Origin of the sequence: Nonomuraea sp. SBT364 (assembly GCF_001083785.1) — a bacterium.
In the GTDB taxonomy this organism is placed as follows: Bacteria; Actinomycetota; Actinomycetes; order Streptosporangiales; family Streptosporangiaceae; genus Nonomuraea.
The window spans coordinates 42,453-57,087 of the sequence record NZ_LAVL01000028.1 but is presented as its reverse complement, the minus strand read 5'-3'; the positions used below and the strand labels follow the sequence as shown (position 1 = coordinate 57,087).

17 protein-coding genes are annotated in these 14,635 nt (G+C 73.0%); 3 read left to right on the top strand and 14 right to left on the bottom strand.

Going from position 1 to position 14,635, the window contains the following annotated elements; genetic code table 11:
• Positions 1-49: 49 nt before the first annotated feature.
• From ADY59_RS16005 to ADY59_RS15990, 4 genes are read right to left on the bottom strand one after another with little or no spacing between them, the layout of a single operon-like run.
• Positions 50-355 carry a hypothetical protein gene (locus ADY59_RS16005; protein WP_156325532.1) on the bottom strand — a complete coding sequence of 102 codons (306 nt, stop codon included), beginning with the start codon at positions 353-355 and terminating at the stop codon, positions 50-52.
• 58 nt (positions 356-413) lie between these two features.
• The gene (locus ADY59_RS16000) at positions 414-743 is read right to left on the bottom strand and encodes a DUF202 domain-containing protein (RefSeq protein WP_049562896.1); all 330 of its coding nucleotides are present in this window, start codon (positions 741-743) and stop codon (positions 414-416) included.
• Position 744: 1 nt separating this feature from the next.
• Entirely contained in the window at positions 745-1,071 is a 327-nt protein-coding gene (locus ADY59_RS15995; protein ID WP_049562894.1) for a YidH family protein, read from the bottom strand.
• 46 nt (positions 1,072-1,117) lie between these two features.
• The gene (locus tag ADY59_RS15990) at positions 1,118-1,510 is read right to left on the bottom strand and encodes a hypothetical protein (RefSeq protein ID WP_049562892.1); all 393 of its coding nucleotides are present in this window, start codon (positions 1,508-1,510) and stop codon (positions 1,118-1,120) included.
• Between the two features lie 148 nt (positions 1,511-1,658).
• Between ADY59_RS15990 and ADY59_RS15985 the strand changes: the two genes are divergently transcribed.
• Positions 1,659-1,916 (top strand): UBP-type zinc finger domain-containing protein, encoded by a 258-nt coding sequence (locus tag ADY59_RS15985; RefSeq protein WP_049562890.1) that lies wholly within the window; start codon positions 1,659-1,661, stop codon positions 1,914-1,916.
• Here the strand turns inward: ADY59_RS15985 and ADY59_RS15980 are convergent.
• Complete coding sequence (locus tag ADY59_RS15980) at positions 1,913-3,472, bottom strand: Na+/H+ antiporter (protein WP_049562932.1); 1,560 nt, start codon at positions 3,470-3,472, stop codon at positions 1,913-1,915. The two genes, ADY59_RS15985 and ADY59_RS15980, sit on opposite strands and share 4 nt — an antisense overlap.
• 77 nt (positions 3,473-3,549) lie before the next feature.
• On the bottom strand, positions 3,550-4,863 hold the full coding sequence (locus tag ADY59_RS15975; RefSeq protein ID WP_156325531.1) for a hypothetical protein: 1,314 nt from the start codon (positions 4,861-4,863) through the stop codon (positions 3,550-3,552).
• Positions 4,864-5,067: 204 nt separating this feature from the next.
• On the opposite strand from ADY59_RS15975, the gene ADY59_RS15970 reads away from it, so the two are divergent.
• Complete coding sequence (locus tag ADY59_RS15970; protein ID WP_049562883.1) at positions 5,068-7,056, top strand: ATP-dependent DNA helicase; 1,989 nt, start codon at positions 5,068-5,070, stop codon at positions 7,054-7,056.
• 54 nt (positions 7,057-7,110) lie between these two features.
• On the opposite strand, the gene ADY59_RS15965 is transcribed toward ADY59_RS15970, so the two are convergent.
• From ADY59_RS15965 to ADY59_RS15935, 7 genes are all read right to left on the bottom strand, one after another.
• A complete protein-coding gene (locus tag ADY59_RS15965; RefSeq protein WP_049562881.1) occupies positions 7,111-7,866 on the bottom strand; it encodes an SGNH/GDSL hydrolase family protein in 756 nt (251 codons plus the stop codon).
• A gap of 69 nt (positions 7,867-7,935) precedes the next feature.
• Positions 7,936-9,024, bottom strand: a complete 1,089-nt coding sequence (gene aroB, locus ADY59_RS15960) for a 3-dehydroquinate synthase (protein WP_049562879.1) — start codon at positions 9,022-9,024, stop codon at positions 7,936-7,938.
• Positions 9,021-9,521, bottom strand: coding sequence for a shikimate kinase (locus ADY59_RS15955; RefSeq protein ID WP_049562877.1), 501 nt, complete (start codon positions 9,519-9,521; stop codon positions 9,021-9,023). Before ADY59_RS15955 ends, aroB begins: the two co-directional genes overlap by 4 nt.
• Positions 9,518-10,699, bottom strand: coding sequence for a chorismate synthase (aroC, locus tag ADY59_RS15950; RefSeq protein ID WP_049562875.1), 1,182 nt, complete (start codon positions 10,697-10,699; stop codon positions 9,518-9,520). Before aroC ends, ADY59_RS15955 begins: the two co-directional genes overlap by 4 nt.
• A gap of 43 nt (positions 10,700-10,742) precedes the next feature.
• The gene (locus ADY59_RS47550; RefSeq protein ID WP_053174799.1) at positions 10,743-11,390 is read right to left on the bottom strand and encodes a prepilin peptidase; all 648 of its coding nucleotides are present in this window, start codon (positions 11,388-11,390) and stop codon (positions 10,743-10,745) included.
• A 63-nt stretch (positions 11,391-11,453) separates the two neighbouring features.
• Positions 11,454-11,987, bottom strand: coding sequence for an SseB family protein (locus ADY59_RS15940; RefSeq protein WP_049562873.1), 534 nt, complete (start codon positions 11,985-11,987; stop codon positions 11,454-11,456).
• Between the two features lie 124 nt (positions 11,988-12,111).
• Positions 12,112-13,197 (bottom strand): FUSC family protein, encoded by a 1,086-nt coding sequence (locus tag ADY59_RS15935; protein ID WP_197093678.1) that lies wholly within the window; start codon positions 13,195-13,197, stop codon positions 12,112-12,114.
• A 122-nt stretch (positions 13,198-13,319) separates the two neighbouring features.
• Between ADY59_RS15935 and ADY59_RS15930 the strand changes: the two genes are divergently transcribed.
• Positions 13,320-13,859 carry a TetR/AcrR family transcriptional regulator gene (locus ADY59_RS15930; protein ID WP_049562870.1) on the top strand — a complete coding sequence of 180 codons (540 nt, stop codon included), beginning with the start codon at positions 13,320-13,322 and terminating at the stop codon, positions 13,857-13,859.
• Between the two features lie 6 nt (positions 13,860-13,865).
• Here the strand turns inward: ADY59_RS15930 and ADY59_RS15925 are convergent, their stop codons facing one another.
• Positions 13,866-14,477, bottom strand: coding sequence for an alpha/beta fold hydrolase (locus ADY59_RS15925; RefSeq protein WP_197093677.1), 612 nt, complete (start codon positions 14,475-14,477; stop codon positions 13,866-13,868).
• Positions 14,478-14,635 lie beyond the last annotated feature (158 nt).

The window sequence follows — 14,635 nt, the reverse complement described above, 5'->3', positions numbered from 1 at the left end:
TTGTGACACCTTCCGTTAGGGAAAGCTCACCCTGCGTCATGTTAGGGCATCAATAGAGACGTTTGGGCACCGGGCTCAGCAGCGGCGTCGGGTCGGGCGGCGCGGGCTCGCCGGCCCGGACCAGCTCCGGGTGGCGGGCGAGATAGCCGTCCGGGAACATGACGGCACCCTGACAGCCGCAGCGCGGGCAGACGACGACGCTCGGCGAGGGCGGCGGCACCGCCACTCCCCCTCGGATCCACACCTCGCCCTCGACGCCATGGCGGCCGTGCACGTGCCGTACGAGGTAGTCCTCTTCCCAGACGTGCCAGCAGCTCCGGCACTCGAAGGGCACGGTCCTGCGCTCTTCTTCCATGGAGGTCACCTCCCTCACTTCGAGTGTCCGCCTGCTGACGGCGTACCCGCAAGCCGGGTCATCGAACGGCGACGACGAAGGTCAGCGCGCCGGCGATCACGGCGAGCGTGCCGAGCCAGGCGAGCAGCGCGTCGGCGCCGTTGTCCAGCGGGCGGCCGCCGTGCAGCGCCTCCTGGACGCGCCGGAAGCGGGACCGCGTCCTGATGAGCAGGACGGCGCCGCACAGCGCGGCGAGGGCGAAGGCGGCCATGGCGGGCGTGGGCAGGCCGGCGCGGGCGGCCAGCCCGGTGGCGCCCAGGCCGCCGGTGGCCAGCGTCACGGCGGTGCGCACCCAGGCCAGGCGGGTCCGCTCGCTCTGCAGCCCCCGGTCCCAGATCTCCTCGGACATGTCAGGCCGCGAGCAGGATGAGCACCAGGGCCAGCACGGCCACGGCGGCGACGCCGTAGCCGAAGACGGCGGCCAGCGCGGGTGGCGGGAGCGGCGCCTCGGCGCGCAGGGCGCGCTGGATGTTGCGCCAGCGCGGGTAGGCCAGGCCCGCGGCCAGCGCCGACAGGGTGACGAGCACCACGGCGAGCACCGTGCGCAGCCAGGGGACGAACACGTCGGCGGGCACGGCGGCCATGGCCACACCGCCCGCGCTCAGTGCCAGGGCGGTGCTCAGCCAGGTGAGGAACGTGCGCTCGTTGGCGAGGGTGAAACGCGGGTCGGGCTCCATGAGAAAAACGGTAGTTCGTACCTATTCTCCCTAGAGAAACCGGGTTTCAGCCTCCGGTGCAGGCCGAGCTGACCTTCTGCACGTAGGCGGCCGCGTCGGTGCCCACCTTCTGGACGGCGTCGACGGCGTCGTTGGCGCTCTGGACGTTGAGGCCGGACAGCGTGGTGGCCAGGTTGTCGGAGGCTTCCTTGATCGTGGTGTTGGCTGCGGAGTCGGCGACCTCGTTGAGCTTGGCGGCGGTGCCGTCGAGCGCCTTCTCCATGGCCTGCGGGTCGTTGACCAGCGAGCCGAGCTGGGCGGTGAGCTCACCGATGATCTTGGGAGCTTCGAGGCAGGCCTGTGCTCTGTCGATCGTGTCGTTCACCTCGCCGCATCCGGCGGCGAACACGAACGCGGAGAAGGCGAGCAAGGGCACGAACCGGCTGCGTAGGCGAGACATATCTCGACCCTACCCAACGGACCGCGCCCCCGAGGCGCCACCGCCCGGCCTGATGGCCGGGCGTGTCGGCGTCCGCGCACCGCGTCGCTCCCCGGCTGCCCCGGGTCCGGCCCTCAGCCAGGGGAAGGCCCGAAATAGGATCGGTGTCATGGCTATGTGTGAGCATCTTTCCCAGGCTGACGACCCGCAGGCGCGCACCCCGGACGGCTGCGAGGAGTGCCTGGCGACCGGAGGCCGCTGGGTGCACCTGCGGCGCTGCCTGGAGTGCGGCCACATCGGCTGCTGCGACTCCTCGCCCGGCAAGCACGCGACCGCGCACTTCCGCGAAAGCGGCCACCCGGTGGTGCAGTCGTTCGAACCGAACGAGAAGTGGCGGTGGTGCTTCGTCGACAGCTCGATGGGCTAACGCTCCAGGATGGCCTCCTCGAAGTCGAGCTGGGCCATCACCTCGCGCAGCACCTCGTCGTCCAGCCGCCGCTCGTCGCGCAGCCGGACGAACACCTGCCGCTCGGCCTGGAGCATGTCACGGCGCAGCCGCTTGTAGAGGGCGCTGGGCGTCTCGGCGCCGCCGTGCCCGGTGCCGCCGCCCAGCCGTTCCCAGGCCGACAGCGAGCGGCGCCAGGACTTCTCCCTGAGCTGGTCGATGACCTGCCGCTGGATCTCGTCCGGCTCGCCGTCGGCGGCGACCAGGCGTTCCAGCTCGGCCAGCCCGGCCTCCAGCGCTGCCTGCTGGGCGGACGCCTCGGCGAGCCGGTCCTCGTACCGCTCCTGCTCGCTCGACACGCGCAGCCTCCTGATCAGCGCCGGGAACGTCAGGCCCTGCACCAGCAGGGTGCTGATCACGGTGGTGAAGGTGAGGAAGAGCAGGATCTCCCGGTCCGGGATGTCGGGGATGAGCAGCGCGGCGGCCAGCGACACCACGCCCCGCATGCCCGCCCAGCCGACGATCGTCAGCTGCTGCGGCGAAGGCGTCTCGGCCCCCCTGCGCAGCAGGCGCGGCGCGTAACCGGCGGCGAACACCCACACGAACCGCACCGCGACCGTCACCAGGAACACCACGACCGCGTAGAGCGCGACCTCCCACGGGCTGTAGCCGACGATGCCCTCGACCACGGTGACCAGTTGCAGCCCGATCAGCGCGAAGACGATCGTCTCCAGGAAGAAGTCGCTGACCTTCCACACCGAGTCCGACACGAGCCGGGTGCCGAACCCGCGCAGGTGCATCTGGTTGCCCAGGTAGAGCCCGACGATCACCACCGCGATCACCCCGGAGGCGTGCACGCTCTCGGCCGCCAGATAGGCGGCGAACGGGATGAGCAGCATCAGCGTGTTCTCGACCAGCGAGTCGCGTGTGTGGCGGAACAGCCACGCGAACGCGAACGCCAGCGCCAGCCCGATCAGCACGCCCCCGGCCGCCGCGACCAGGAACTGCCAGGCGCCCTCCAGCAGGTCGATGCTGCCGCCCACGGCCGCCGCGATCGCCACCCGGTAGGCGGTCAGCGCGGTGGCGTCGTTGAACAGGCTCTCGCCGATGAGGATGGTCAGCGTCCGGCGTGGCAGCCCGAGGCGGCGGCCCACGGCCACGGCCGCGACCGCGTCGGGCGGCGCGATGATCGCGCCCAGCGCGAACGCCGCCGCCAGCGGCACGGCGGGCAGCATCAGGTGCACGACCAGGCCCACCACGACCGTGGTGAACAGCACCAGCCCGACCGACAGCAGCGCCACCGGCCCCTTGGCGTCACGCAGCCGCAGGTAGGAGCTGTCGAACGCGGCCGAGTAGAGCAGCGGCGGCAGGAACACGTAGAGCACCAGCTCCGGATCCAGCCGCACCGCCGGGACCAGCGGCGAGACCAGCAGCCCGGCCGCGACCAGCAGCAGCGGCGCGGGCCAGCCCTTCCGGCGGGCCACCGCCGCGAGGGCGACGGCGCCTCCGGCCGTCAGCAGCAGTTGCAGGCCCGTCATCGGGTTCACCGGCGACTCCTCCAGATGTGTCCCAATTTGTCGGGACAAGTGTAGGAAACGCCGTCAGTGCGTGGCGATCACCATTCGCGACGGTCGCCGCGCTCGTCGTACTGCTGCTGCTCGGGGCGCAGGCGCTCGCCGGTGGAGAACATCGGGTCGCCGACGTACGGGCGGGTCATGTCGGGGTCCTGGGGCTGGTACGGCTCGGCGGGCTGACCGAGGGCGAGCAGCGGGTCCACCGGGTTCGGCGGCGTGCGCCCGTCGGCCCGCTCCTGCCCGTAGGCGCCGCCCTGCCCGTAGCCGGGGTCCTGTCCGTAGCTCTGACCCTGGCCGTAGCCCTGGTCCTGGCCGTAGCTTCGATCCTGACCGTAACCGGTGGCCTGGCCATAGGCGGGGTCCTGGCCATAGGACGAGTCCGGACCGTAGGAGGAGTCCGGACCGTAGGACGGGTCCTGGCCGTACGTGCGGTCCTGGAAGGGGTCCTGGCGGCGGCCCGCGCCCGGGATGCCGTGCATCGGGGTGCCGAGCCCGGCGGCGGGCTGCACGGGCCGCTGCGGGCGGCTGGGCGGCTGCTGGCCGCCGTAGGGATCGGGCTGGCGCTGCGGGTACGGCTCGGGCCGGCCGACCGGGTAGGTCTCACCCGAGTGGTACGGCTCGTTCTGCTGGTAGGTCTCGTTCTGCTGGTAGGTCTCGGCCTGCTGGTACGGGGCGCTCGCCTGGGACGGGAAGCCGAGCGGGTCGGTCGACAGGGGCGACGGGCGCTCGCCCGGCAACTGGTAGACCGGCCCGGTCGAGGCCCCCGGCGACTCCTCCGCGTACTGGGGCCCGGTGAAGGGCTGCTCCTGCGTGTAGTGCGGGCCGGAGAGCGGATCGCTGTAGCCGCTGTCGGTGTACTGCGGGCCGGTGAAGGGCTCGGCGGGAGGCGGGCCGGACAGCGGGTCGCTGTACTGCGGCCCGGAGAAGGGCTGGCGCTGCTCGCGCGGCTCGCCGTAGGAGGCGACGAGCTTGTCCTGGTGGGCCGGGTTGCCCCGGGCCACGAGCACGTCGTTGGGCGACAGCGTGGAGGTCGGCCGGTCGTCCGGGGCCGCCTGGTGCTGGCCGGTCTGCGGCGGCCGGTGATACTGCCCGGTGCCGGGGATCACCTCGGTGCCGGGCTCCTGAGCGGGCACGGCGGGCTGCTCACCGGTGGCCTCGGCGAAGCCGTCGTCGAGGGTGTCGAGCAGCCGGCCGACGTCGTCCATCGGCATGCGGAAGCTCGCCGTGCACATCTCCCCCCGCCACAGGCTGAGCACCAGCGTGCCCTCGTGCCAGGTGACACGGAGACACCGCTCCTGGCCTCGGGCATCGAAGAACACTTCGCCGAACGACGGCAACGGGACAACTTCCGACATGGCAGACATCCTGCACATCCAGCCCTAATACGTCCACTCAACCCCGGAGAAGCCTACAAAACCATCTCCACCGATACCCCCGCAGGTCACTCCATGACCAGTTGGAGCACCGACGGCCAGTGTGCCATGGGCGGCGGCGGACGGGCCCGTGAACGCCGGGATGCGTATGGCCGGTCACGCCGCGTTCGGCGCGGCGACCCCGGAATGCGGGTAGCGTTTACTGCCGTGCCGGACTCCCATCTCCCGTCAGCGGACTCACTGCTCAGCATCGCGGTCGACGCTCTCGGAGGGAGCGAACGCCAGGGCCAGATCACCATGGTCAAGGCCGTGCAACAGGCCATCGACGACGAGGAGCACCTGGCCGTCCAGGCGGGCACCGGCACCGGCAAGTCACTGGCCTACCTGGTGCCCTCGATCCGGCACGCCATGGACACCGACACCCCCGTGGTGGTCTCCACGGCCACGATCGCGCTGCAGCGCCAGCTCGTCGACCGCGACCTGCCCCGCCTGTCCGAGGCACTGGCCAAGGAGCTGCCGCACGAGCCCACGTTCGCCATACTCAAGGGCCGCCGCAACTACCTGTGCCGCTACAAGGCCACCGCGGGCTGGCCGGAGGAGGACGAGCAGGACCAGCTGTTCGACCCGCGCGAGGTCAGCGCGACCGGCCGGATGGTCCAGCGCATCCAGGAGTGGGCCGACGAGACCGAGACCGGCGACCGCGACGAGCTGGTCCCCGGCGTGAGCGAGCAGGCCTGGCGGCAGTTCTCCGTCAGCGCCCAGGAGTGCCTGGGCGCCACCCGCTGCCCGAGCGGCCCCGAGTGCTTCGCCGAGCTGGCCAGGGCGCGGGCCGGCGAGGTCGACGTGGTCGTCACCAACCACGCGCTGCTGGCCATCGACGCCATGGGCGACCTGCCGGTGCTGCCCGAGCACGAGCTCGTCGTCGTCGACGAGGCGCACGAGCTGGTCGACCGGGTCACCTCGGTGGTGACGAGCGAGCTGTCGGAGAGCTCGGTGTCGCTGGCCGTGCGCCGCGTGGGCCGCCTCATCGACCAGCCGGTCGCCGACCAGCTCCTGGAGGCGGGCGAAGACCTCAAGGCGCTGCTGGCGGCCGCCCCGCCGGGCCGCGTGGACGAACTGCCCGAGGTGCTCGGCCTGACGCTCGCGCTGGTGCGCGACAGCGCCGCCCGCTGCCTGACGGCCCTCGGGCCGCGCGGCGGCGACAAGGACGACCCCGACCGCGCCGGCCAGCGCAAGGCCGCCTTCACCGCGCTCGACGAGGTGCACGACACGGCGGTGCGCATGCTGGAGGCCTACGGGCACGCCTCGGAGGCCGACCGGGCCGAGGTGGTGTGGCTGGAGGGCGGCACCGACCGCCGCCCGCCGATGCTGCGCGTGGCCCCGCTCAACGTGGGCGGCATGCTGCGCGACAAGCTGTTCGGCGACCGCACCGTGGTGCTCACCTCGGCCACGCTGGCGCTCGGCGGCACGTTCGACGGCATGGCGCGGCAGTGGGGGCTGGGCGACAAGGGCTGGCAGGGCATGGACGTCGGCTCCCCGTTCGACCATCCCCGCGCGGGCATCCTCTACGTCGCCAAGCACCTGCCCCAGCCCGGCCGCGACGGCCTCCCGCAGGCCTACCTGGACGAGATCACCGAGCTGATCGAGGCCGCGGGCGGGCGCACGCTCGGGCTGTTCTCCTCCATGCGGGCCGCCAAGGCCGCCACCGAGGCGCTGCGCGACCGCCTGAAGGTGCCGCTGCTGTGCCAGGGCGACGACTCGACCATGCTGCTGGTCAAGCAGTTCGCCGAGGACGAGGAGACCTGCCTGTTCGGCACCCTGTCGCTCTGGCAGGGCGTGGACGTGCCCGGGCCGTCGCTGCGGCTGGTCATCATCGACCGCGTCCCGTTCCCCCGCCCCGACGACCCGCTCACCTCGGCCCGGCAGCGCCACGTGGCGGCCCGCGGCGGCAACGGCTTCATGACCGTGGCCGCCACCCACGCCGCCCTCCTGCTCGCCCAGGGCGCCGGCCGCCTCCTGCGCTCGCAGGACGACAAGGGCGTCATCGCCGTCCTCGACCCCCGGCTGGCCACCGCCCGCTACAGCGGCTTCCTGATGGGCTCTCTCCCGCCGTTCTGGCGCACCACCGACCCCGCCGTCCCGCGCGCCGCCCTCAAGCGGCTCTCCGCCGAATGAGCGGCGATCCTGTACGGCACGCCGTACAGGATCGTCAGGTGACCGGGGAAGGACTCAGGACCACTCGGACAGCTCGGGACGCTTCGGCGAGAGCCCGTCGCCCGAGGAGACGCCGCGCAGCCGGCGAGACATCCACGGCACCAGGTGCTCGCGGATCCACTGGGCGTCCTCCTTGCGGCGGGCACGGGGATCCACGGCCCGCTGGGGCCAGGACTTGTGCCAGTCGTCGAAGGGCACGCCGAGGACGTCGAGCACCCGGGCGGCGACGAGCCTATGACCGTCGGCGTTCATGTGGAGGCGGTCCTCGCTCCAGGCCCGCCAGTCGCGCAGCCCCTGCATCGACCACTGGTCCACCAGGTGGCACCCGTAGAGGTCGGCGATGGAGCGCACGTGCAGGTAGAAGATGGCGAAGCGGCCGCGCAGCCGCCGCATGAGCGGCGTGTCACGCGGGTCGACGCCGGTGAACAGCAGCACGTCGGCGCCGCAGGAGCGCAGCTCGCGCACCGCGCCGGCCAGGCGCTTGGCCATCACGTCCGGGTCGCTGCCGGGCCGCAGCAGGTCGTTGCCGCCGGCGCAGAGGCTCACCAGATCGGGGGCCATCTGGACGGCGAGCGGGACCTGCTCCCCGACGATCTGGTCGAGCAGCCTGCCGCGCACCGCCAGATTGGCGTAGCGGAACGACGGATCGTCCTGGGCGAGCCGTTCTGCCACCCGGTCGGCCCAGCCTCGGTAGTGGCCGTTGGTGCCGGGGTCGTTCAAGCCCTCGGTGAAACTGTCACCGAGCGCCACGAAGGAGCCGTAATGCCTCATGACCTGCTGTTCATCTCCGCTTTTTCGTCGTGCTGCGGCGTGGGCCACGACTGTAGTGGCCCACACACGTTAATGCCCGGTGACACGCGCGACCGCACGGTAGGCGGCTTCCAAAAGCTCCTCGGGCGGGTCTTCCAGACGGCCCGGCCGGGCCAGGCCGTCGAGCACGACGAAGCGCTGCTTGGCGCCGCGGTTCTTCTTGTCCAGGCGCATGTGGTCGCGCAGCTGCGGCCAGGCGTCGGCACGGTAGGCGGTGGGCAGGCCGACCGACGTCAGGATGGAGCGGGTGCGCTCGACCAGGTCGGGCCCGATGCGGCCGTCGAGCCTGGACAGCTCGGCGGCGAACACCATGCCGATGGCGACCGCCTCGCCGTGGCGCATGCGGTAGCTCTCGGCCCGCTCGATGGCGTGCGCGAGCGTGTGGCCGTAGTTGAGGATCTCGCGCAGCCCGGCCTCGCGCAGGTCGGCGCCCACCACGTCGGCCTTGACCTGGATCTTGCGCTCGATCAGCTCGCGCGTGTGCCGCCCCTCCGGCCTGGTGGCGGCGTCGGGGTCGTCCTCGATGAGCATGAGGATCGTCGGGTCGGCGATGAAGCCGCCCTTGATGATCTCGGCGAGGCCGGCCACGTAGTCGGCGCGCGGCATGCTGGGCAGCGTCGCCAGGTCGCACAGCACACCGGCCGGGGGCAGGAAGGTGCCCACGAGGTTCTTGCCCTCGGGCGTGTCGATGCCGTTCTTGCCGCCGACGGCCGCGTCGACCATGGCCAGCAGCGTGGTGGGCACGAGCACGACCTGGAGGCCGCGCAGCCACGTGCCGGCCACGAACCCGGCCAGGTCGGTGGTCGCGCCGCCGCCCACGCCGACGACCGCGTCGGAGCGGGTGACGCCGTAGCGGCCGAGCGCCGACCAGAGCTGGGCGGCCACCTCGACGCTCTTGGCCTGCTCGCCGTCGGGCACGGGCAGCTCGACCACGTCGAACCCGGCGTCGGACAGCGCCGCGCAGACCGGCCGGGAGATCTCCGGCAGGCTCGCCGGGTGGATCACCGCCACGGTGCGCACACCGGGCCTGAACAGCCCCGGCAGCTCGCCGAGCACACCGGTGCCCACCACGACCTCGTACGGACTGTCGCCGCGCACGGCGATCCGCGTCACACTCACGCGCCCAGGCCTTTCACGATCTCGTCGGCGAGCTCTTCGGGGTCGCGGCCGCCGGTGTCGACGGTCAGGACGGCCAGGCGCTCGTAGACGGGCCGGCGCTCCTCCATCAGCCGCTTGAGCTGGCTGCGCGGGTTGAGCACGAGCAGCGGCCGGGCCGAGGCGAGGCCGACCCGCTGCACCGCGTCGGCCAGGCCCACCTGCAGGTAGACGACCGGATGACCGGCGAGCAGGGCCTGCGTCTCCGCGTGCAGCACCGCGCCGCCGCCGAGCGACAGGACGCCGTCGTGCTCGGCGAGGGCCCGCCGCACGGCCTCGTGCTCCAGCTCGCGGAAGCGCTCCTCGCCGTCGTCGATGAAGATCTCGCTGACAGGCTTGCCCGCGGCCGCCTCGACGTCGGCGTCGGTGTCGCGGAAGGCGACGCCGAACCGCTCGGCGAGCAGGCGGCCGAGAGTGGTCTTGCCCGACCCGGGCGGGCCGATCAGCACGGCCTTGGTCATTTGATCACCATCGAAGAGAGGTAGCCGGACAGGTTGCGGGCGACTTCCTCCACGGAGTCGCCGCCGAACTTCTCCAGGGCGGCGTCGGCCAGCACCAGCGCCACCATCGCCTCGGCGACGATGCCCGCCGCCGGGACGGCGCACACGTCGGAGCGCTCGTGGTGGGCCTTGGCCGCCTCGCCCGTCTTGACGTCGATCGTGGCCAGCGCCCTGGGCACTGTGGAGATGGGCTTCATCGCGGCGCTGACGCGCAGGATCTCGCCGTTGGTCATGCCGCCCTCGACGCCGCCCGCGCGGTTGGTGATGCGCCGCACGCCGTCCTGGGTCGTGTAGGCGATCTCGTCGTGGGCGCGGGAGCCGGGCCTGCGGGCGGTCTCGAAGCCGTCGCCGACCGCCACGCCCTTGATCGCCTGGATGCCCATGAGGGCCCCGGCCAGGCGTGAGTCGAGGCGCCGGTCCCAGTGCGTGTAGCTGCCGAGGCCGGGCGGCAGGCCGTAGGCGAGCACCTCGACGACGCCGCCGAGCGTGTCGCCGTCCTTGTGCGCGCGGTCGATCACCTCGACCATGGCGGCGCTGCCTGCCGGGTCGGCGCAGCGGACCGGGTCGGCGTCGACGCGGGCCAGGTCGCCGGGGCCGGGCAGCTCCTCGGCCGGGGTCCGGGCGTCGCCGATGGAGGTGACGTGGCTGACGACGTCGACGCCGAGCGCCTGCTTGAGGAAGCGCCGGGCCACCTCGCCGAGCGCCACGCGGGCGGCCGTCTCGCGGGCGCTGGCCCGGTCGAGCACCTGGCGGGCGTCGTCGAAGCCGTATTTCTGCATGCCGGCCAGGTCGGCGTGACCCGGGCGGGGCCGGGAGCGCGGCGCGTTGCGCGCCAGGCCCTCCAGCTCGGCCGGGTCGACCGGGTCGGCCGACATGACCTTCTCCCATTTGGGCCACTCGGTGTTGCCGATGCGGACGGCGACGGGGCTGCCCATGGTGCGGCCGTGCCGCACCCCGCCCACGATCGTCACCTCGTCCTGCTCGAACTTCATGCGGGCGCCGCGCCCGTAGCCGAGGCGGCGCCGGCGCAGCGCCTCGTCGATGGCGGCCGTGGTCACCTCGACCCCGGCAGGCAGGCCTTCCAGAATGGCAACGAGCTCGGGGCCGTGGGACTCTCCGGCAGTCAACCAGCGCAACATGTCTCCAAGTCTTCCATGCGCGGCCCAGTGAGATGTCCGGCGTTCATCCACCGAGACAGAGCCCGGCCAGGCCGCCGAGCAGCATGAACGGCCCGAACGGGAACTGGGTCGTGCGCGTGGCGCGCCGGGTGACCAGCAGGGCGGCGGCGTAGAGGGCGCCCAGGAACTGCCCGCCCAGGGCCGCGACGGTCCACGCCTGCCAGCCGAGCGCGCCGCACGCCAGGCCGATCAGCCCGGCCAGTTTGACGTCGCCCAGCCCCAGGTCGGCGGGCCTGGCGAACCAGAGCACGCCGTACGCGGCGGCCAGCGCGAGCCCGCCGAGCAGCGCCCGGGGCAGCTCCCCGGTGGGCAGCAGGGCCAGGGCGAGTATCGGGTACGAGGGCAGCGTGATCACGTCGGGCAGCCGGCTGGTGCGCCAGTCGATGACGGCCAGGGCCGTGCCCGCCACCGCGGCGTACACGTACGGCAGGCCCGCCCGCCAGGCGACCAGCACGGTGACGGCGGCGGTGGCCACCTCCGGGATCGGCGGCCAGGCCGGGACCGGGACGGTGCGCACGAGGGCGCGCAACGCGGCGCGGGCCCCGGCACGGTGGTCGGCACGGTGGTCGGCGGGGTCGGGGCCGAAGGCGCCGGCCAGGGTCCTGACGTAGCGGCCGGCGACGAGGCCGAGCACCCCCAGCAGTGCGAGCACGGGCCGACCCTATGCGGGCGGGCGCTCGTCCGCCGGGTGATTCCCGGAGAGGGCCGCCGGCGCTCAGTTCGGGCGGCGGGAGAACCAGCGGCGTCTGGCGACCGGCTCGACGCGCGCGACGGTGACGCCGGGAAGCTGGTCGAGGGTGCCGGACTCGATGGCCGCCAGCGCCTGCAGCACCTCGCCCTCGATCACGAACGGCACCGGCCCGGCCACGTCGACGACCACGGCCGCCGCCTCCTCGCCCACGGCCGCCCGGCACACCTGCAGCGTGCTCGCCTGGATCGGGCGGGCGTCGGGACGCCACCTGGCCAACGGCTCGGCGCCGGTGAACGCGAGCACGGCCTGCCTGCCGTCCTGGCCGACGAGCTTGGGCAGCGCCATCTCGCTCTCCTTCTCCTGCCGCAGCCCGTGCTCGCCCACCTCGGACTCGGTGAGCAGGGCCACGACGGGCACCAGCAGCCGGGCGCCGGCCAGCGCGTTGAGCACCCGGTCGGGGCCCGCCGCCTCCCGCTGGTAGTCGGCCAGGGCGGCGGCCACGGCGGGCGCGGCGCCGCCGTCGTCTGCGGGATCGAGGGGCTGCGGAATGCTCGGCACAGCGTCCGAGACTACCCGCGCCGCGTCCCGCCTCCTTCCACCGGCCGCCGAGACCGTGTGCTACGGCGGCGGCGACCTGGCCGAGCCGCTGCCGGCGGTGGCGCCGGTGAGCGGGTGGCGGCCGTCAGGGGCGGGGCGGGACGTCGACCGGAGGCAGCGCGGCCGTCGACTCCTCCTCGCCGGTGCCGGTGGCGCGGAGCAGGTCGACGACGATCGAGCGGAGCTGCGCGACGATCACGTCGGCGGAGAAGCCGAGGCGTTCGGGCCGCTGGCGGGTGGCGACGGCGAGCAGGGCCTGCCTGGCCAGCACGGGCTCGCGGCCCGCGCCGAGCTCCAGTTGCAGCAGCAGCGCCGCCTCCGAGACCTCGCGGAGCGAGTCGGCCAGCGCGGGCGGCGGCGGGGGGTACTCGCCGAGCGCGGCCAGGGTGCGGCGGGCCAGCACGCGGGCGTTCCTGAGCGCGTGGTCGACGGGCTCGGCGGCGGTCTCGTAGCGGGCCAGCCGGGCGCGGCGGTGCCAGTGCATCGGGGAGATCATGATGATCTCCTTGCTCGTCTGCAGTGCCTGGCCGAACTCCTCGACGGCCGACTGGGTGCCGCGCGCCTCCTCCAGCGCCTCGGCGGCGAGGTCGGCGTCGCGTTTCTCGATCGCCACCGCGGCCTGCTCCAGCGCGGTGGACAGCGCGTCGAGCACCCCGGAGGCGTGTTTGGCGGCGATCGTCAGCGGGCTGGCGGGCATGAGGGCCACGGCGGCCAGGCCGACCACGCCGCCGGTGAGCGCGTCCAGCATCCGGTCGAAGCCGCCCATGTCGTCGCCGGGCACCACCGCCGCGACCAGGACGGCGGACGAGGCGGCCTGCGCGACGAACAGCGCGCCGCTGTCGAGCAGCACGGCGGTGGCCATCGCCAGCGCCACCACGAGGGCGATCTGCCAGGGGCCGGAGCCGATCCAGGCGACGAGCAGGTCGCCGACGCCGACGCCGAGGCTGACGCCGATCACCAGTTCGGCCACCCGGCGCAGCCGCTGGCCGAGGCCGATGCCGACGCTGATGAGCACCGCGATGGGGGCGAAGAAGGGGCGCGCGTGCCCGAGGAACTGCGTGGCGATCATCCACGCCACGGCCGAGCCCACGGCGGACTGCGCGATCGAGGGAGCCGTCAGCCCGAACGTCCGCAGCCGCTCCCGCATGTGATCGCCGAGCTTCGTTCCCACCCTTCCCACCTTGGCGGATCTTTATGACATTACGGTCACACAGTCCAAGGTAGGCGATATCGACCAGTATTCCCGCGTCGCCCTGGCCTGCCCATCCCGGCCCGGCCCCTATTGTCATCTTCGTGGAACCAAGGAGCCGGGAGGGCACCCGGCGGCGCATCCTCGACGCGGCCCGCCTGCTGTTCGCCGAGCACGGCTACGACGAGGTCACGATGCGCATGCTCGCCGCCGAGGCCAACGCCAACGTCGCGCTCATCAACCGATATTTCGGCTCGAAGCGCGAGCTGTTCGCCGAGGTGCTGGCGCAGCAGGGGCGCTTCCCCGGCGTGCTCGACGAGGGCGACGACCTGGCCGTGCGCCTGGCCGAATACGTCGCCGACCGGCTCGGCTCCGAGTCCGACAGCCCGGTGCTCGCCACCCTCAGCCGGTCGGGGTCCAGCGCCGAGATCCGCAGCCTGACCCAGGACCGGGTCAGGACCGCCATCCTGGAGCCGCTCACCGCCCGCCTGCCCGGCGACGACGCCGAACTGCGGGCGACGATCGCCACCGCCATCGTCATGGGCAGCGGCCAGTTCCGCCAGCTCTTCGGCCCGAACACGACGACCCCCCGGGCCGAGGTCGTGCAGCGCCTCACCGCGGTCTTCCGCGCCTGCCTGGCCTGACGCCGGTCAGTACGTCAGGAAGGCGTCCAGTTCCCGCTTGAACGCCTTGGGTTCGGTGACGTGGATCAGGTGCCCGGCCTCGATCGTCACCAGTTCGGCGCCGGGGATGCGGGCCGCCAGGCGTTCGGCGTGGAAGGGGCTGGCCGCGCCGCCCGAGATGACCAGCGTCGGGGCGGTGATCCGGGCGAGCCCCGCCGACCAGGCCGGGTCGGGGTCGACGAACTGCCGCTCGGTCTCGTGCATCATCCGCCAGTCGAACCCGGTCGAGCCGTCCTCCACGAGCGGCGGGCGGTCCCTCATCGGGTCGGGCGCGGCCGAGTCCTCGATGACCAGGCGCGTCACCCGGCCGGGGTGGTTCATGGCCAGGTGGTAGGCGACCATGCCGCCCAGCGAGTGGCCGACGACCGTCGCGCGCGCCACGCCGAGGGCGTCGAGGAGGCCGGCGACGTCCTCGGCCATCTCCGGGATGGCGTACGCGCCCGGGTGTTCGCTGGCGCCGTGCCCGCGCAGGTCGGGCGCCAGCACGCGGTAGCGCCTGGCCAGGTGCTGGGTGATGCCGTTCCAGTCGTTGTGGTCGGCGGTCCGGCCGTGCAGCAGCACCAGCACCGGCGCCGCCACGTCCCCTTCCTCACGGTACGTCAGCCTTATCCCGTTGACGGCACATTCACGAATCACACCCGGACCCTACTGGCAGACATTGCCGATGTGACCCCGATCCCGGCGTCAGTAACGTCGGGCGGGGTATGCCGATCGAGGTGGCTGGAAGGGGCGGACGG